The sequence below is a fragment of the Absiella sp. AM29-15 genome (genome assembly GCF_003434225.1).
Lineage (GTDB): Bacteria > Bacillota_I > Bacilli_A > Erysipelotrichales > Erysipelotrichaceae > Hoskinsella > Hoskinsella hominis.
Genome location: NZ_QVFL01000005.1, coordinates 1 through 18,802, shown reverse-complemented (window position 1 = coordinate 18,802; position 18,802 = coordinate 1). Strand labels below are relative to the sequence as shown.

Sequence of the window (18,802 nt, the reverse complement as noted above, 5' to 3'; positions counted from 1 at the left end):
CCTTTTGGGTTTTTGAATGGAGGAAAATCACATGAAAATTATTAATATTGGAGTTTTAGCTCATGTTGATGCAGGAAAAACTACCTTAACAGAAAGCTTATTATATAACAGTGGAGCGATTACAGAATTAGGAAGCGTGGACAAAGGTACAACGAGGACGGATAATACGCTTTTAGAACGTCAGAGAGGAATTACAATTCAGACAGGAATAACCTCTTTTCAGTGGGAAAATACGAAGGTGAACATCATAGACACGCCAGGACATATGGATTTCTTAGCAGAAGTATATCGTTCATTATCAGTTTTAGATGGGGCAATTCTACTGATTTCTGCAAAAGATGGCGTACAAGCACAAACTCGTATATTATTTCATGCACTTAGGAAAATGGGGATTCCCACAATCTTTTTTATCAATAAGATTGACCAAAATGGAATTGATTTATCAACGGTTTATCAGGATATTAAAGAGAAACTTTCTGCCGAAATTGTAATCAAACAGAAGGTAGAACTGTATCCTAATATGTGTGTGACGAACTTTACCGAATCTGAACAATGGGATACGGTAATAGAGGGAAACGATGACCTTTTAGAGAAATATATGTCCGGTAAATCATTAGAAGCATTGGAACTCGAACAAGAGGAAAGCATAAGATTTCATAATTGTTCCCTGTTCCCTGTTTATCACGGAAGTGCAAAAAACAATATAGGGATTGATAACCTTATAGAAGTGATTACGAATAAATTTTATTCATCAACACATCGAGGTCAGTCTGAACTTTGCGGAAAAGTTTTCAAAATTGAGTATTCGGAAAAAAGACAGCGTCTTGCATATATACGTCTTTATAGTGGCGTACTGCATTTACGAGATTCGGTTAGAGTATCAGAAAAAGAAAAAATAAAAGTTACAGAAATGTATACTTCAATAAATGGTGAATTATGTAAGATTGATAGAGCTTATTCTGGAGAAATTGTTATTTTGCAAAATGAGTTTTTGAAGTTAAATAGTGTTCTTGGAGATACAAAACTATTGCCACAGAGAAAAAAGATTGAAAATCCGCACCCTCTACTACAAACAACTGTTGAACCGAGTAAACCTGAACAGAGAGAAATGTTGCTTGATGCCCTTTTGGAAATCTCAGATAGTGATCCGCTTCTACGATATTACGTGGATTCTACGACACATGAAATTATACTTTCTTTCTTAGGGAAAGTACAAATGGAAGTGATTAGTGCACTGTTGCAAGAAAAGTATCATGTGGAGATAGAACTAAAAGAGCCTACAGTCATTTATATGGAGAGACCGTTAAAAAATGCAGAATATACCATTCACATCGAAGTGCCGCCAAATCCTTTCTGGGCTTCCATTGGTTTATCTGTATCACCGCTTCCGTTGGGAAGTGGAATGCAGTATGAGAGCTCGGTTTCTCTTGGATACTTAAATCAATCGTTTCAAAATGCAGTTATGGAGGGGATACGCTATGGCTGTGAACAAGGATTGTATGGTTGGAATGTGACGGACTGTAAAATCTGTTTTAAGTATGGCTTATACTATAGCCCTGTTAGTACCCCAGCAGATTTTCGGATGCTTGCTCCTATTGTATTGGAACAAGTCTTAAAAAAAGCTGGAACAGAATTGTTAGAGCCATATCTTAGTTTTAAAATTTATGCGCCACAGGAATATCTTTCACGAGCATACAACGATGCTCCTAAATATTGTGCGAACATCGTAGACACTCAATTGAAAAATAATGAGGTCATTCTTAGTGGAGAAATCCCTGCTCGGTGTATTCAAGAATATCGTAGTGATTTAACTTTCTTTACAAATGGACGTAGTGTTTGTTTAACAGAGTTAAAAGGGTACCATGTTACTACCGGTGAACCTGTTTGCCAGCCCCGTCGTCCAAATAGTCGGATAGATAAAGTACGATATATGTTCAATAAAATAACTTAGTGTATTTTATGTTGTTATATAAATATGGTTTCTTGTTAAATAAGATGAAATATTTTTTAATAAAGATTTGAATTAAAGTGTAAAGGAGGAGATAGTTATTATAAACTACAAGTGGATATTGTGTCCTGTATGTGGAAATAAAACACGATTAAAGATAAGGGAAGATACTGAATTAAAAAAATTCCCCCTCTATTGTCCGAAATGCAGACAAGAAAATTTAATTGAAATAAAGCAGTTCAAAGTAACTGTGATTACAGAGCCAGACGCAAAGACGCAGAGCCGATAAAATGAGATTAATACAATCTCATTTTATCGGCTCTTTCCGTTATGTATGGATTCTTTTAATTAGTCTTCGATGTTTCTTGCTTCGTTGATACCGCTGGCTAAAGATTCCATTAAGGATAGTTCTTTGTCTGTAAAGCTATCCATGTATTTCTCTATCTGTAATCGTCGGGTGCTTTTTACCAAGTTATTAGCAGGTAAGAAAAATTCATCAACGGAAACATGAAGTAACGATACAAGGTCATAAAGAACTTGTATGCTGGGGTGTTGCCCTTTATTTTCAATATTAGTTAAGTACCGTGGGTCAATTTCAATCAATGCTCCCACTTGTTCACGAGTTAAACCTCGTTTCAATCGAGCTTCTTTAATGGCTAAACCAAAGGCTCTAAAATCATATTTATCTTCTTTTTTACGCATAGTAGACCACCTCTATACATTTTATTGTTCCTACTGAATTAAAAACAGGTATAGAAAAACGTGTTATATGGTTTATAGGTTTATATTTAATAAAAAGCACTACTAAACGCCAATAAAAAAAACCGTTATATGGTAGTGCTATTTACGCTGTTAAAATATTGTATATTACTTCCAAATGGCGGTTTGTTGGAGGTCAACGTCGCCATGAAGTACATCATATACAATAAATTTCCTTACATTGGGTTCTTGTCAAAAAAAGTCGTCTATCTGCAATAGATAAGTACGTCCACCAATGTGGTTTTATAAATCATATAGATAGAATAACAGAAGCATGTAAACAGAGAAATAAATCTGTTTATATGCTTTTTTGGCTATTCAGAACTTTTTTACAAAGTTTATTTATCAGTAATGCAACAAATCCCCCTTTCACATTGGGACTAAGAGTGAAAGGAGATAAACGAGCAAGGCTCACTTCCTTTCCTAGACAGAAAGGGGGTGAGAAACATGAAACCATCTTCTTTTCAGACCACAATAGAAAATCAGTTTGACTATATCTGTAAACGTGCTATGGAAGACGAGCGAAAGAATTATATGCTTTATCTTTCAAGGATTGCAAAGCGTGAGGTGTCCTTTTCGGATGTTGGCGATTATCTTGTTAGCCAGTTTGCGACAACAGATAACTATTCAACTGACTTTCAGATTTTTACACTCAATGGGTTATCAGTAGGCGTTGAAAATGATTTGTTGAGTGAAGCATTACGTGAGTTGCCAGACAAGAAACGTGAAATTCTACTGCTGTTTTACTTTATGGACATGAGCGATTCAGAAATTGCAGACCTGTTGAAATTGAACCGTTCTACTGTCTATCGGCATAGAACCAGTGGACTAGCCTTAATTAAAAAGTTTATGGAGGAATTTGAAGAATGAAAACACAATATCCTATGATTCCCTTTCCTCTCATTGTAAAGGCAACAGATGGCGATACCGAAGCGATTAACCAGATTCTACATCATTACAGAGGGTACATAACGAAGCGTTCCCTACGACTTATGAAAGATGAATATGGCAATCAAAGTATGGTCGTTGATGAAGTCTTACGTGGAAGAATGGAAACCAGACTGATTACAAAGATTTTGTCATTTGAAATTAAGTAATATCCTCTCTCCTTTCGTGGAAGCGTGCTAAACCATTCCACGCTTCCCGAACAGGGAGGTTTGTTATTCCACCAAAGCATATTGAGCTTTCAATGTGTTTTGATAGGCTAACGAGCCATTGTTCTTTGAAAACTGAATAAAAGTAATCGAATACGTTTCGATAAGAAAAGAGCCAACGGAACTAACCGCCATGACCTATCTTATAAAGATAGCGAGCGATTCATGTTAGTGATCCGAGAAGCAATCTTTAGCAGGATTGCCTGCAACGACATTCTTATCGTGATAATGATACTCCCATACAGTCAATAGTCCGAGCGTGATAAAACCGTCGCAGGCAATGAGTATGGCTACATGAGAACCATGCAGGGGTGGAACTCCCGTGAGCTTTGCTAAAGCTGTTCGATTGCTGGTAAAACAACTTTTATGAAATCCAAATAAGTGATTTGGAAAGGAGGATTTTATGAAGCAGACTGACATTCCTATTTGGGAACGTTATACCCTAACCATTGAAGAAGCGTCAAAATATTTTCGTATTGGCGAAAACAAGCTACGACGCTTGGCAGAGGAAAATAAAAATGCAAATTGGCTGATTATGAATGGCAATCGTATTCAGATTAAACGAAAACAATTTGAAAAAATTATAGATACATTGGACGCAATCTAGCGTCGCCAAAGGGTCTTGTATATGATAAAATAGTATTAAGTCGTATCAAGGCTCTTTCCATAAAGGAAAGGAGCAAATGCCATGTCAGAAAAAAGACGTGACAATAAAGGTCGAATCTTAAAGACTGGAGAGAGCCAACGAAAAGACGGAAGATACTTATACAAATATATAGATTCATTTGGAGAACCGCAATTTGTTTACTCGTGGAAACTTGTGGCTACAGACCGAGTACCAGCAGGAAAGCGTGATTGTATCTCACTTAGAGAGAAAATCGCAGAGTTAGAGAAAGACATTCATGATGGTATTGATGTTGTAGGAAAGAAAATGACACTCTGCCAGCTTTACGCAAAACAGAACGCTCAAAGACCAAAGGTTAGAAAAAACACTGAAACTGGACGCAAATATCTTATGGATATTTTGAAGAAAGACAAGTTAGGTGTAAGAAGTATTGACAGTATTAAGCCATCAGACGCTAAAGAATGGGCTATTAGAATGAGTGAAAATGGTTATGCTTATCAAACCATCAATAACTACAAACGTTCTTTAAAGGCTTCATTCTATATTGCTATACAAGATGATTGTGTTCGGAAGAATCCATTTGACTTTCAACTGAAAGCAGTTCTTGATGATGATACTGTCCCTAAGACCGTACTAACAGAAGAACAGGAAGAAAAACTGTTAGCCTTTGCAAAAGCTGATAAAACCTACAGCAAAAATTATGATGAAATTCTGATACTCTTAAAAACAGGTCTTCGTATTTCAGAGTTTGGTGGTTTGACACTTCCAGATTTAGATTTTGAGAATCGTCTTGTCAATATAGACCATCAGCTATTGAGAGATACTGAAATTGGGTACTACATTGAAACACCAAAGACCAAAAGTGGCGAACGTCAAGTTCCTATGGTTGAAGAAGCCTATCAAGCATTTAAGCGAGTGTTAGCGAATCGAAAGAATGATAAGCGTGTTGAGATTGATGGATATAGTGATTTCCTCTTTCTTAATAGAAAGAACTATCCAAAAGTGGCAAGTGATTACAACGGCATGATGAAAGGTCTTGTTAAGAAATACAATAAGTATAACGAGGATAAATTGCCACACATCACTCCACATAGTTTGCGACATACATTCTGTACCAACTATGCAAATGCAGGAATGAATCCAAAGGCATTACAGTACATTATGGGACATGCTAATATAGCCATGACGCTGAACTATTACGCACATGCAACATTCGATTCTGCAATGGCAGAAATGAAACGCTTGAATAAAGAGAAGCAACAGGAGCGTCTTGTTGCTTAGTAGTACAAATGAATTTACTACTTATTTACCACTTCTGACAGCTAAGACATGAGGAAATATGCAAAGAAACGTGAAGTATCTTCCTACAGTAAAAATACTCGAAAGCACATAGAATAAGGCTTTACGAGCATTTAAGAAAATATAAAAAGATAATTAGAAATTTATACTTTGTTTGTAAGAAATATTTAGGATCTTTTATCGCTATTTTTCTTTGATCAATGTTATCTAATGATACATAATCGAAGTTTTTTTCTTTTACAAATTCATATGCAAGAGTTGACTTTCCAACTTGTCTTGCTCCTGTAATAATGACAACAGGATAATTATTTAATGCAATTTCTACCTGTTTTTTTATAGCTCTTTGATACATAAAAAGCGCCTCCTTTTTCATACAATTATGAAGTGCAACTTCATTTTAACACTTTATTAGGTCTTTGTATACTAATATTTTCTTCCAAAAAAAGTCACACACTTTTATTTCATGATTCATCGTGATAAGATAAAAATTCAATTTTAATTACCTGCCAAAAAAAGTGCTTTAGTTAAAAAATAAGCACTTTTTGTATATTGAAAATTTTCTATCCCTTATTTCGCCATCATATAAATCTTTTCCATATCTTCAATGGTTAGCACTTTAAACTTTCCAATTGTACGATTTTCTTCAAAACTACATTTATATGAAAGCTCTTTGATTTCCTTATCAGTAATATCTCTATTTAAAAGTTCATGAAGATTAATTGGCATGTCAATTTCTTTAAAGAATTTTTCGGTAGCATCAATTCCAGCCAAAGCAGCCTTTATATCATCAGCTTCATGAATATCCCAAACATTTCTAGCGTATCTAGCAAATCGTTCAGGTTTTTCTTGATATACATATCTTGCCCAACTTACCCAAATTGCTGCTAATCCTGCTCCATGTGCAACCTGGAACATCCCACCTAATTCATGTTCCAATTGATGACAAGCCCAATCGCCATATGTCCTGCTGCCTGTTATGTCATTATGAGATAAACTTGCAGCCCACATTACCTCAGCTCGTGCATCATAATCATTAGGATGATCTTTCAGTATTTTAGCATTCATAATGACTACTCGCATCAAACTTTCTGCAAATTGATCATTTAATTCTAATGTTTTCACTTTATTAAAATATCTTTCCATTGTATGCATCAGAATATCGGTACAACCACTTTCTGTTTGATAATTAGGTAATGTGTATGTCAATTCTGGATTAAGTATAGCAAACTTGCAAATACCTAATTCATGGTTTAATGCACGTTTATAGCCACCTTCTTCATTTGTGATCACACTAGAATTACTCATTTCACTTCCTGTTGCAGCTATAGTTAATACAACACCAACAGGTAAACATGCTTTTGGCTCTTTCTTGCCTAAATAATAATCCCATACATCCCCTTCATTCATAACGCCATATCCAATTGCTTTAGCGGAATCAAGAACACTTCCTCCACCTACAGCTAGAATAAAATCAATATTTTCTTCCTTACATATTGAAATACCTTCTCTTACTTTAGATAATACTGGATTGGATACAACTCCTCCTAACGTAACATAATCAACGTTGTGTTCTTTTAATGAATTACATACAATGTCTAATAAACCACTTTTTTTAGCACTATTACCTCCATAATGTACTAGTACTTTTTTATAACAACTTTTTTCTAATATTTTTCCTACTTTTGTTTCTTGTTTCTTTCCAAAATACACTTTAGTAGGAGCGTAGAATTCAAATCTATCCATATTTTATCCTCAATTACCAATAAAGTTTTGCCTTATCAATGGAACTGAATAATTCCATTTTTTGTGCTATAACCTTTTTGGCTTCTTGAATGGCTGGATCTAATACTTTTGCAGGCACAAATCCTCCTGTTGTATCCAAAACCTCTCTTACTTTAGCAAAATATGCACTCTTAAAATCGCTTGAAATATTAATTTTAGAAATACCGATTCTACAAGATTCAGCAATTTCATCATCAGGATTATTACTTCCACCATGTAATACCAATGGTACAGGCGCAACTTTCTTAATTTCTTTCAATAATTCTAATTGTAATTTTGGAACATATCCTTTTGGATAAATGCCATGTGCAGTTCCAATGGCAATTGCTAAACAATCAACGCCTGTTTTTGTGACAAAATCTACAACTTCATTTGGATCAGTATATGTAATGTTATCTACGCCACCTTCATCTGAATTTCCAATTGCTCCGATTGTTCCGATTTCACCTTCAACAGTAACATTTGCTGCATGAGCTAATTCTGTTACTTTTTTACTTAATGCTACATTTTCTTCATATGTCAACATAGATCCATCAATCATTACAGATGTAAAACCTGCTTTAATAGCTCTCATGATTTCCTCTAATGTTTTTCCATGATCTAAATGTAAGGCAAATGGTACTTTACTGTTCGCTAAACGCATTCTCACATATTCATAAAATTCAGGTGTAGCAAAATTAAATTCACCTGGTGAAACTTGAATAATAGCTGGTGCATTTAAACGTTCTGCTTCCTCTACAACCGCGCGAAACAAACAGCTTTCTGTTGCATTATATGCTCCTACTGCAAAACCATTTTCATGTGCTACATCTAGTAATTCTTTCATTGTTAATAACATATCATCTTCTCCTTCACGATTCTTCCCGTTATCTATCCATTAAATATTTTCAATCTTTATTTCATCATCATTAATATCTGTATTCGCACCAAAATCAATATCGTTTAAATCAGCGATTTCATCTTCTTCAGTTACAGGTTTTTTAATTAATGATAAAATAACACCAGTAATTATAGAACCAATAGCTAATGCCACACAGAACATCATAGGATTCGTAAATAAAGGAACTGTTAACATTCCACCATGTGGAATTGGAGATCCTGTACCCCAAACCATGCATAATCCACCAGCTACAGCTGAACCGCAAACGCATGCAAATACTACGCGGAATAAATCACGAGCTGCAATAGGTATAACACCTTCAGTAATCATACAAATGCCCATTGGAACTGCTGCTTTTAATTGTTCTTTTTCTGCTTTTGTATATTTATTTCTTGTTAATAAGCATGAAATTGCAATACCAAATGGTGGAATCATTGAACCAACGAATTTAACTGATTCAGGGCCAATAACACCATCAATCATCAAACCATTAACGAACGTTGACATTGTTTTGTTCACAGGGCCTCCAAAATCGAAACAAGCCATACCACCTAAAACAGCACCGAATACAAATTTACTTCCTGATTGTAAACCAGTAATCCACTCAGTTAAGACATTCATTAACCAAACAAATGGTTGTCCTAACAATGTATACATTAAGATTGCACTAACTGCAGTTACTAAAACAGGAATAATCATAATTGGCATTAATCCCTGAATAGCTTTTGGTACGCGAATATATTTTTTACATGCTAATACCAAATAACCCACTAAGAAACCGCCAACTAAACCACCAATAAATCCTGCTTTAATTGCTGAACAGATAAAACCAATAATCAAACCTGGAGCAATTCCTGGTCTATCACCAATGGAATAAGCTACACCTGCTGTAATTACTGGAACTACAGCTGACATACCAAAGCTACCAGCTTGATACAAATAATACCCAATACCTGCAGTTGAATTACGAACATCTGAATCGATAACCTGCCCTAATGCCATACAAAGACCGGCTGCTACTACCAATGGAATCATGTAGCTGATTCCTGTTAGAATATGCTTTTTAATCTCAAATTTTTTTCTTGTCTTTTCCATATTTCTTCCTCTCCCGCTTTATTTTTTAGCTAAAGCTTTCTCCACTTTTTCAATTAAACCTACTGGATTTTTCAAAACAGTATTTGTACCTACTCTGATAAGGGGCTTTCCTTTAAACCGTTCCTCACCTGAAATTTTCACATCTACTGCTAAAATCACAACATCTGCATTTCTAATGTCTTCTTCTGTTAACTCGTCTTCTATACCTATTGTTCCCTGAGTTTCAACTTTCACTTCATGCCCACGGGCCTTTGCTCCTTTCATAAGTTTTTCTTTGGCCATGTAAGTATGCGCAATTCCTGCAGTACATGCTGCTACACCAACAATCTTCATCTTGGCACCTCCCTTCCTATTTAAATAAATCTATTACTTCACTAGGACTTTCTGTTACAAATAATTTTTTTGTAACATTTTCATCACATAGTGCAATAGCTATTTGTGAAAGCAGTGATACTAACTCTGATTTATCTGTATCTTTAACTGCCATCATAACGAATACTTTAATTGGTTTATCATCAAGAGACTCCCATTCAATTGGCGTTTGTGATCTTCCAATAGCGATACATGTTTTCTCAACACCTTTAGACTTTCCATGTGGTATAGCTAAGCCATCACCCATTCCAGTTACACCCTCAGATTCTCTAAAGTAAACATCTTTTTTAAATTGTTCTCTATCACACAAAACGCCGCTTCTGTCAAATAAATCAACCATTTCTTCAATGATTTCATCTTTTGTTTTCCCTTTTAGTTTTAAATCAATCCTTGATTCGTCCATTACATCTGAAATTTTCATACTACCCATTCCTCCTATTGAATCAGGCACTTATAAAAGTCCATAGGACTTTGTAGTGCTACAAGATTTTCAACACGTTCTCTTGTATCTACCAGCTCTAAAAATGACTTATAAAACGAACGCATTTTTCTGATTTCTATATCACAATCAGCTTTTAAGACTAAGACTGCAATAAAATCTACTTTTTCTTTAACATCCCATTGGATGGGAGTCTCTAATGTCACAAAACATACTTTTGAAATATAAATTTCAGTTTGTGAACCATGTGGTATAGCGACTCCATTCCCTATAGAAGTTGGAGTTTTTTCTTCTCTGTCTAATAAAGTCATTAAGAAGTTCTCTTTCGCATATCCTTTTTTCACTAATTGCTTATGTACTTGTCGTAATACTTCTTTTTTACTTTTTCCTTTGACGCGAGTAAATATTAAATCTGGATCAAATAATTGATGACAAATTTTATCAAAATGAACTTGTTCTTCTTTTTTTCTATTAATTTCTAATAACTTTGTATTAATAGCTTTCATACTACTTTCTGATAATAATCCATCAATTTCTACAGCTCTGCTTTCGTTTTCAAGATTTGAAAGAGTCAAGATCATCTCAACATTTTTATATTTTTTAAATCGAAACTCATGAACAGTAATAATATCTATGATGTTAATTTTAGGAAATGTTCGCATAATTTTTTCTTTTAACATCATATTGATTCCAAAACCACTAGAAGAAACCAAAACTGTATTGATATTTTCAGCATTTCTATCTATCGCCGCCTGAATATAAATTACAATGTAACTCAATTCATCTTCAGTAATTTTCAAATCGAAATATTCCTCTATCAACATACTTACAATCCATACCACACGGAATGTATCAGGAAATTCTTTTTTCAGATATGCTGTCATCCGGGATCCAGATTCACGTTTATATTTCAATCGAAATAAACATGGTTTTAAATGTAATTTTAATGCTGTAAATAATGTTTCATCTTTCATTAAATCCATATCCAAAACATCGCTTAAGACTTCCATAATCTTATGTACAAAATCTTCAACTTTTGTATTAAACTCAAAGAAGAACTTTTGTGTGTCTGTAATATCTCCAATATCTGTTAATCTAGAACATAATAATTGTATAGTAAGAAAAGCAATATCCTCCTCTATAGCAACTTGATGAAAATGTGTAAATACACTATCCAATACATATTTTGCGAATTCATATTCTGTATGTTCTTGCAATTGCTCTATGTCGTGTTGCTTGAATACTGGCATAGATTGAAATGCATTTCGATGAAGGGCTAAGGAAATATATATTGCTACATCTTGGAATGAGTCTTCAGCAAATTCAAAATTCCATTTACGTTCACTTTGCAAAATAATCTCTGTTATCACAGTTACATCAATTCCAGGGCAAATAAATGTTAGTTCTTCTTGATAATTTGCTGCAGCATATTTTGAAATAAAGTTTCTAACTGCCAATCGATAATCAACCTCTTCAAAAGCTAAGGTTAATCCTAAATTGCGATTACTAATCATACGAACATGGTATTTAGATAGCCATTCTTTAACTTCTTGAACAACTTTTAGAGTAGTTGGTAAACTCAAATATAATCGATCAGATAAAGCCTTTGTACTAATATAAGCTTTATCCGCATTTTTCAAAAGAACTCTTAATACATTGTATACACGTTGATCTTTACCTACTTTCGTCTCTACATCTTGATCTTTTTGTATAATTTGATGTATTTGAAACCTTTGTTCTTCATTTGCTTCTAACCAAATACCGAAATGTCTTTTTTTCTGAATCGTGCCTAAACCATTTTCTTGTAAGAATACATCTACAATATCGATTTTCGTTCTAACGCTTTTTTCGGAGATCCCTATTTCCTGAGATAACCATGCCACTGTTACCGTTTCAGTATTAAGAAGTAACTCCAAAATTTTTCTGTTATTACTATCAACTTTCTGTGTCATGTTTTACCTCCTGACTATATTTTATAGTAATTGTAAGTTTTACAAATAAAAACATGTGGTATTTAATAACGGTACTTTTTTATTCCATATATCCACCTTTCATAGGCGAAACTGCATGTTTAGAATACAATGATATAACACCTGTTGTATATTTTGGTTTTTTAGGTATCCAAAGTTCTTTCCTTCTTTTAAGTTCTTTTTTAACTTCTTCATCGCTTTTTTCTTCACCTTTAAAGCCAATGATATTAATTTCTCTTTTTTCTATATCAAACCGTATTAAATCGCCTTCTTCAATTAATGCGATTGGTCCACCCTCAGCTGCTTCTGGTGAAACATGTCCAATCGCTGGTCCTTTACTAGCTCCTGAGAAACGCCCATCTGTAATTAGAGCAATTGATTTATTTAATTCTTCATCAGAAGAAATTGCTTCCGTTGTGTAAAACATTTCAGGCATTCCACTTCCTTTTGGTCCTTCATAACGAATGATTACTGCATCATTGGGATGTATTTCATGATGTAAAATAGCATATATTGCATCTTCTTCACAATCAAACGGTTTTGCATATAGTGTCGCATGAAACATCTCTTTTGCCACAGCTGAATGTTTTACCACTGCCCCTTCAGGTGCTAAATTTCCCTTTAATATTGCAATAGTTCCATTTTTACCAATTGGATTATCAAATGGACGAATCACATCAATCGCTTTTATTCCCCATTTATCTAAATAAGACTCAGATTTTTCATAAAATCCTGAAGCTTTTAAGTCATCTAAATTTTCTCCAATTGTTTTACCAGTAACTGTTTTTTCGTCTAAATAAAGCATAGATCTAATTTCTTCCATTACCCTAGGTACACCACCTGCATAATAGAAAAATTGTGCTGGCCATTTCCCCGCTGGACGAATATCCAATAAATAATGAGCATTTCGATGAATTCGATCAAAATCATCTGCTTCTAACTGAATCCCAAATTCCTTTGCTATTGAAGGTAAATGCAGTAATGAATTAGTTGATCCTGAGATTGCTGCATGCACCATTATCGCATTTTCAAAACTTCTTTTTGTTACAATATCGCTTGCTTTCATGCCTTTTTTCGCTAATTCTACTGCAAGCATACCTGCTTTATGAGCCATATCTTTTAATTCATGACTTGTTGCAGGCATTAATGCACTACCCGGTATCATAAGTCCTAATGCTTCAGCCATGATTTGCATAGTACTTGCTGTTCCCATAAATGAGCATGCACCACATGTAGGACAAGCATGGTGTTTATAATAATCTAATTGTTCTTTCGTTATCTCATTTCTTTCATATTGAGCGCTATACATGCCTATTTGTTCTAACGTTAATAAATTAGGCCCAGCTTCCATAACGCCCCCTGTTATCACGATACTTGGAATATTTAGCCTTCCAATTCCCATCAAAATTGCTGGCATACTTTTATCACAACTTGCAATAAAAACCCCTGCATCAAAAGTTGTCGCATTTCCATGTATTTCTATCATATTCGCTATCATGTCACGACTTGGTAAAGAATAATTGATGCCATCATGTCCTTGTGCCATTCCATCGCAAATATCTGTTACATAATATCGTGCTTCTTTTCCGCCATTTTCTTTGATTCCTGATGCCGCTTCTTCTACGAACCAATTTAGATGTGCACTTCCGGGATGACTTTGTCCATATGTGCTTTCTATCATAATCTGTGGTTTATCTAAATCTTCCAGTGTCCACCCCATTCCAATTCTCAATGGATCCATTTCAGGGGCAATTGCCCTTATTGTTTGACTTTTAAATTGCATATTACTTTTTTCTCCTTTCGCTTTACGCTTCTTTATTTCAAACATATCATTAAGGAAACCAGTTGTCAACATTTAAAATACAACATGTTTTATTTTAAATTCACTATTGACATTTAAACATGTATGCATTATCCTTGTTTTTGAAAACAACATGTTGGTTTTTAAAGTGGATATCAAAACAGGAGGATATATTATGTTTGAATTAGTTAACAACCGTCAACTTATTTTTGGAGAAAATAAGATCAATGAAGTAGGAAAACTTATAAAATGGTATGGGTGTAAAAAAGCGTTTTGTGCTGTTTATCCAGAAGGTGAGCATGTATATAACAAAGTCAAATCATTGCTTGAAGAAGAAGGTATTGCATCAATTAGTTTTTATAAAGTAGGTAAAGAACCTGATATGCATATCATTCATGAAGGTCGTGATCTTTTTAAACTTGAAAATTGTGATTGTACCATTGCTATCGGTGGAGGTAGCGTAATTGACACTGCTAAAACTGTTGGTATGCTGGCAGTAAATGAAGGTAATGTTGATGATTATCAGATGCATGGTAAAGAAGTAAAAAAAGAACCACCTTTATTTATTGCCATTCCTACAACTTCTGGAACAGGTGCAGAAGCAACAAAAACAAGTGTTGTTACAAATAATGATAATGGTTTGAAAAAAAGTTTATATCACACATCAATGATTGCCGATATCGTCATATTAGATCCAAATTTAACTTTAGGTCTACCAAAAAGACTAACAGCAGCAACAGGTATGGATGCCTTAAGCCACGCTATTGAATCCTATGTATCATTGAATGCATCTCCAATGACTGAAATGTTTGGTTTAAAATCAATTGAACTGATTAATCAGTATTTGGAAAAAGCATATCACAAACCAGATAATTTAGAAGCACGCGGTGGAATGATGCTTGCCAGCTATTTAGGGGGATGTGCTATAACAGCTGGTATAGGCATCGCTCATATTATGGCTCAGCCACTTGGCGCTATTTATCATATTCCTCATGGGGATGCTTGTTCTATTTTCTTACCTATTGCAATGGAACTTAATTTACCTTATGCAACAAAGAAATATGCCAAAATAGCAGAGGCCCTTCATGTTTATGATTCTACTGCATCTAATCAAAAAAATGCAATGAACGCTATTCAACGCGTAAAAGAGATTCGTGCCGCCATTGATGCACCTAATTGTTTAACACCTTATATAAAGAACAGTCCTACAATAGATGAAATCATTGACATAGTGAAACGTACAACTGGTCATATTACATGTAATCCTAAACCTTTGAACGAACAATTAATCTTTGATGCCTTCCGTATGGCTTGTGATAAAAGCAAGTAATTGTTTAGGACAAAAAAGCGTGATATAATGTAAAAGCAAAAAGCAAGGGGGGATTTTATGCCTAAAAAGGTATTTCTTTACGATATGACGGCAAAAAAACTCAAAGAAAAAATTTTTGATGGCACCTATCCACCAGGAAGTCTACTTCCTTCAGAGCGAGAAATAGGTGAAACTTACAATGTTGATAGAACAACTGTAAGAAAAGCGCTACAGGTTCTGGTAAATGAAAGCTTAGTTGAAAAAAAAGCTGGAAAGGGAACTGTTGTAAAAGACTTAAATGATACAACCATATTTCCTACAAAAGAATCAGAAAATATACCAGATCCTTTACCAAAAACAAGCATATATGATAAAGAAATTGCATTTTTTCTTCCCCGTAATGCTCAAAACAGTGATCGAATACGGCAGCCTTTTTATTCTCAATTATTCTATGTTATTCAAGAAGAATGTCAAAAGTTGGGTTTTTCACTCATCTATTTAACTTTAGATGAAGATGACGATTTAGAGAAAATACTAAGTAGCAGAAGGTTTTCTGGTGTTTTCTTTGTAAGTAATGTAAGCAAACAGCATCTTTCCTATGCAATAGAGAAGAAAATACCTGCTGTTTTAATTAACTCTTTTCATCCTGAAATGCCTTCTGTATTATCAGATAATTTTCAAGGAGCATATCAAGCATGTAAAGAATTGATAAAAAAAGGACATAAAAAAATCGCAATTATTAAAGGTGAAGAAAATTACACAACAAATAAAGAACGACTAAGAGGAAGTCTTTCTGCATTAAGAGAATTTAATATTCCAATTCAATCATCCTATATTCTAGGTGAAAACTCATGGGAATTTGACGATGGTTTTAAAGTTATGAAAAACTTTTTACAAACAGCAAATCAACTTCCTACTGCTGTCTTTGCATTTAATGATCGATTAGCTTTAGGGGCTATGCAAGCTATTCAGCAAGCTGGCTTAAATGTTCCTAAAGATATAAGTATCATAGGTTATGATAATTCAGAGCAATCTAAATTAATCTATCCTAGATTATCTTCAATAGAAATTAATGTATCAATTATGGGATCCGCTTCCGTCTTTACATTACTTCAACAAATGAATTATTATCAATCTTTACCAATTAAAATATTAATTCCTATTCAATTAATTGAAAGAGAGTCTATTATAGAAATAAATTAACTAAAAAGCCACATTAACTAATATGTTACTGTGGCTTTTTATCAAACTTTCTTAGTTTTTAGAATTTGTTTCTCCTATTATTATCGTTGCACTCTACCTGAACCATCTCCACTTGTAAGTGTTTCTACTTCTTTTACACTGACACGATTATAATCACCTTCAATACTGTGTTTTAAACAGCTAGCCGCGACCGCAAATTCAATTGTATCCTGTGGCTGTTTCTTCATTAACATGCTATAGATTAAGCCTGCGCCAAAGGAATCTCCACAACCAACACGATCAACAATATGTACAGGATATTTCTTTGAGAAGCAAGCTTGATCATTTGTATACAACATCGCTGCCCAATTGTTATCGGATGCGGAAATGCTTTCACGTAAGGTGATGGCTACTGCTTTACATCCAAAACGTGTCGTTAATTGTTTTGCGACATCGATATATCCTTCATGATTTAACTGACCACTTGTGATATCTGTATTGTTTGCCTTGATACCAAATACTTTTTCAGCATCTTCTTCATTCGCGATACATACATCGACATACTGCATTAGTTCTCCCATGATTTCTCCAGCTTTTTCACTTGTCCACAATTTTTTACGGAAGTTTAGATCACAAGAAATCATAACGCCTTCTTCTTTGGCGGCTTTACATGCTTCTAATGTGATTTTAGCAACAGTATCACTTAATGCTGGTGTGATCCCTGTAAAGTGAAACCAATCCACACCTTCAAAAATCTTTGACCAGTTAAAATCTTCTGGTATTGCTTCTGCGATGGCAGAATGTGCACGATCATAAATGACTTGTGATGCACGTTGGCTGGCACCTTTCTCTAAATAATAGATACCAACACGATCCCCACCACGGGTAATCATAGAAGTATCAACACCATATTTTCTTAGATCATTAATAGCACACTGCCCGACATCATGCGCAGGCAGTTTTGTGACAAAAGCCACATCCAGTCCAAAATTGGCAAGTGATACTGCGACATTGGCTTCTCCACCACCAAAGCTTGCCTCAAAGTCGTTTGCCTGGGTAAAACGATAATAGCCATGCGGTGCTAATCGCAACATGATTTCTCCAAATGTGATAACTTTCATAGTACTACTCCTCCTTTAAAACAATATGATATTTATCATTTACATAATCTTTGAATGCTATTCCCATATTTGCTAAGTGATATAACGCTCTATCGATGGATGGTGTTGTAATCTTTAAATATTTTTTATCATTTGATAAACCTTTTATTTGAAGATTTAACATCGTAAAAACTGCTTTTTTTGTACAATCTTCTATTGCTTTAAAATCACCATTTTTTATCCATTCTTTCTTCACCATCCATGTTCCACCACACGCCAATACCCGCTTACATTTCATATAATCTAGTAAGCTTTTTTCTGATACTCCCCCTGTAGGTAAAAATTTCACATCAACATAGGGCGCTCCTAATGCTTGAATTGCTTTTACCCCGCCATTTATTTCAGAAGGAAAAAATTTCACATTTGATAGTCCCATGGACAACGCTTTTTCGATATCACTTGGTGTTGCTGTTCCTGGAATCACTGGCACTCCTTTTTTTATACAATAAGCTACAACTGAGGGGTTAAAGCCAGGTGAAACTATAAACTCTGCACCAGCATCAATCGCAGAATCAACTTGCTCAATACTTAAAACAGTTCCTGCTCCTACCAACATATCTGGTTTTACTTTTTTCATTTCTTGGATGACATCATGAGCATAAGCTGTACGATAAGTTACTTCAGCCGCTGGAAGTCCTCCTTCACATAAAGCAATCGCCAAAGGTGCTGCATCTTTTACATCATCTAAAACGACAACCGGCAGTATACCTAATCGATGTATTTTTTCAAAAATATCCATAATCAATCCCTTTCATAACGTTATTTTAATAACATTATTTATTCCTTTCCATCTTTAACTTATCATTTTAATAGTGCTTGTAGCTAAAAGAAACTGGTTCTTTTTATTGGTAAATTTTTAATTTATTATTGTTTTAAAAATTTACCAGATTTTAATGCCATAGTTAATATATTCTACTTCAAATATAAATGATAAACTTTAGGTATAAAAGGAGCTGATTTTATGAAAATGACTTTTTAAAGTGTACCCTTTGTCAAGGACAATTAAAAAAAAACCAGTGTAAATCTT

The 18,802-nt window shown here is 34.4% G+C and carries 20 protein-coding genes; 8 read left to right on the top strand and 12 right to left on the bottom strand.

The window, feature by feature from the left end; genetic code table 11:
- The first annotated feature begins 31 nt into the window (after positions 1–31).
- Both tet(M) and DW761_RS06400 read left to right on the top strand, forming a co-directional pair.
- A complete protein-coding gene (tet(M), locus tag DW761_RS06405) occupies positions 32–1,951 on the top strand; it encodes a tetracycline resistance ribosomal protection protein Tet(M) (protein WP_117516917.1) in 1,920 nt (639 codons plus the stop codon).
- A gap of 118 nt (positions 1,952–2,069) precedes the next feature.
- A complete protein-coding gene (locus DW761_RS06400) occupies positions 2,070–2,237 on the top strand; it encodes a cysteine-rich KTR domain-containing protein (protein ID WP_000336323.1) in 168 nt (55 codons plus the stop codon).
- 59 nt (positions 2,238–2,296) lie between these two features.
- Here DW761_RS06400 and DW761_RS06395 read toward each other — a convergent pair whose 3' ends face one another.
- Positions 2,297–2,650, bottom strand: a complete 354-nt coding sequence (locus DW761_RS06395) for a helix-turn-helix transcriptional regulator (RefSeq protein WP_001227347.1) — start codon at positions 2,648–2,650, stop codon at positions 2,297–2,299.
- A 504-nt stretch (positions 2,651–3,154) separates the two neighbouring features.
- Here DW761_RS06395 and DW761_RS06385 point away from each other — a divergent pair.
- Entirely contained in the window at positions 3,155–3,577 is a 423-nt protein-coding gene (locus DW761_RS06385; protein WP_000804885.1) for a sigma-70 family RNA polymerase sigma factor, read from the top strand.
- Entirely contained in the window at positions 3,574–3,804 is a 231-nt protein-coding gene (locus DW761_RS06380) for a helix-turn-helix domain-containing protein (protein WP_000857133.1), read from the top strand. The genes DW761_RS06385 and DW761_RS06380 overlap by 4 nt, the downstream gene beginning before the upstream one ends.
- 225 nt (positions 3,805–4,029) lie before the next feature.
- Here DW761_RS06380 and DW761_RS21380 read toward each other — a convergent pair whose 3' ends face one another.
- Positions 4,030–4,281 (bottom strand): hypothetical protein, encoded by a 252-nt coding sequence (locus DW761_RS21380; protein WP_001845478.1) that lies wholly within the window; start codon positions 4,279–4,281, stop codon positions 4,030–4,032.
- On the opposite strand from DW761_RS21380, the gene DW761_RS06370 reads away from it, so the two are divergent.
- Together DW761_RS06370 and DW761_RS06365 are read left to right on the top strand one after the other, a co-directional pair.
- Entirely contained in the window at positions 4,265–4,468 is a 204-nt protein-coding gene (locus DW761_RS06370) for an excisionase (protein ID WP_000814511.1), read from the top strand. The two genes, DW761_RS21380 and DW761_RS06370, sit on opposite strands and share 17 nt — an antisense overlap.
- Positions 4,469–4,549: 81 nt before the next feature.
- Entirely contained in the window at positions 4,550–5,767 is a 1,218-nt protein-coding gene (locus DW761_RS06365) for a tyrosine-type recombinase/integrase (protein ID WP_117516915.1), read from the top strand.
- 121 nt (positions 5,768–5,888) lie between these two features.
- Here the strand turns inward: DW761_RS06365 and DW761_RS06360 are convergent, their stop codons facing one another.
- From DW761_RS06360 to ilvD, 8 genes are all read right to left on the bottom strand, one after another.
- Entirely contained in the window at positions 5,889–6,137 is a 249-nt protein-coding gene (locus DW761_RS06360) for an AAA family ATPase (RefSeq protein WP_117516913.1), read from the bottom strand.
- Between the two features lie 215 nt (positions 6,138–6,352).
- Positions 6,353–7,528, bottom strand: a complete 1,176-nt coding sequence (locus tag DW761_RS06355; RefSeq protein WP_117516911.1) for an iron-containing alcohol dehydrogenase — start codon at positions 7,526–7,528, stop codon at positions 6,353–6,355.
- Between the two features lie 13 nt (positions 7,529–7,541).
- Entirely contained in the window at positions 7,542–8,405 is an 864-nt protein-coding gene (locus tag DW761_RS06350) for a ketose-bisphosphate aldolase (protein WP_117516909.1), read from the bottom strand.
- Positions 8,406–8,444: 39 nt separating this feature from the next.
- A complete protein-coding gene (locus tag DW761_RS06345; RefSeq protein ID WP_117454320.1) occupies positions 8,445–9,542 on the bottom strand; it encodes a PTS fructose transporter subunit IIC in 1,098 nt (365 codons plus the stop codon).
- 18 nt (positions 9,543–9,560) lie between these two features.
- The gene (locus DW761_RS06340; RefSeq protein ID WP_117454319.1) at positions 9,561–9,875 is read right to left on the bottom strand and encodes a PTS fructose transporter subunit IIB; all 315 of its coding nucleotides are present in this window, start codon (positions 9,873–9,875) and stop codon (positions 9,561–9,563) included.
- Positions 9,876–9,891: 16 nt separating this feature from the next.
- Complete coding sequence (locus tag DW761_RS06335; RefSeq protein ID WP_199485601.1) at positions 9,892–10,335, bottom strand: PTS sugar transporter subunit IIA; 444 nt, start codon at positions 10,333–10,335, stop codon at positions 9,892–9,894.
- Between the two features lie 14 nt (positions 10,336–10,349).
- On the bottom strand, positions 10,350–12,305 hold the full coding sequence (locus DW761_RS06330; protein WP_117516905.1) for a BglG family transcription antiterminator: 1,956 nt from the start codon (positions 12,303–12,305) through the stop codon (positions 10,350–10,352).
- A gap of 79 nt (positions 12,306–12,384) precedes the next feature.
- On the bottom strand, positions 12,385–14,106 hold the full coding sequence (ilvD, locus tag DW761_RS06325; protein WP_117454394.1) for a dihydroxy-acid dehydratase: 1,722 nt from the start codon (positions 14,104–14,106) through the stop codon (positions 12,385–12,387).
- A gap of 193 nt (positions 14,107–14,299) precedes the next feature.
- Between ilvD and DW761_RS06320 the strand changes: the two genes are divergently transcribed.
- Together DW761_RS06320 and DW761_RS06315 are read left to right on the top strand one after the other, a co-directional pair.
- Positions 14,300–15,454 carry an iron-containing alcohol dehydrogenase gene (locus DW761_RS06320; RefSeq protein WP_117454316.1) on the top strand — a complete coding sequence of 385 codons (1,155 nt, stop codon included), beginning with the start codon at positions 14,300–14,302 and terminating at the stop codon, positions 15,452–15,454.
- A 57-nt stretch (positions 15,455–15,511) separates the two neighbouring features.
- Positions 15,512–16,636 carry a GntR family transcriptional regulator gene (locus tag DW761_RS06315; protein WP_117454315.1) on the top strand — a complete coding sequence of 375 codons (1,125 nt, stop codon included), beginning with the start codon at positions 15,512–15,514 and terminating at the stop codon, positions 16,634–16,636.
- A gap of 80 nt (positions 16,637–16,716) precedes the next feature.
- On the opposite strand, the gene DW761_RS06310 is transcribed toward DW761_RS06315, so the two are convergent.
- Together DW761_RS06310 and DW761_RS06305 are read right to left on the bottom strand one after the other, a co-directional pair.
- A complete protein-coding gene (locus tag DW761_RS06310; protein ID WP_117516903.1) occupies positions 16,717–17,736 on the bottom strand; it encodes a sugar kinase in 1,020 nt (339 codons plus the stop codon).
- Positions 17,737–17,740: 4 nt separating this feature from the next.
- A complete protein-coding gene (locus tag DW761_RS06305) occupies positions 17,741–18,514 on the bottom strand; it encodes a bifunctional 4-hydroxy-2-oxoglutarate aldolase/2-dehydro-3-deoxy-phosphogluconate aldolase (RefSeq protein WP_199483692.1) in 774 nt (257 codons plus the stop codon).
- Positions 18,515–18,802 lie beyond the last annotated feature (288 nt).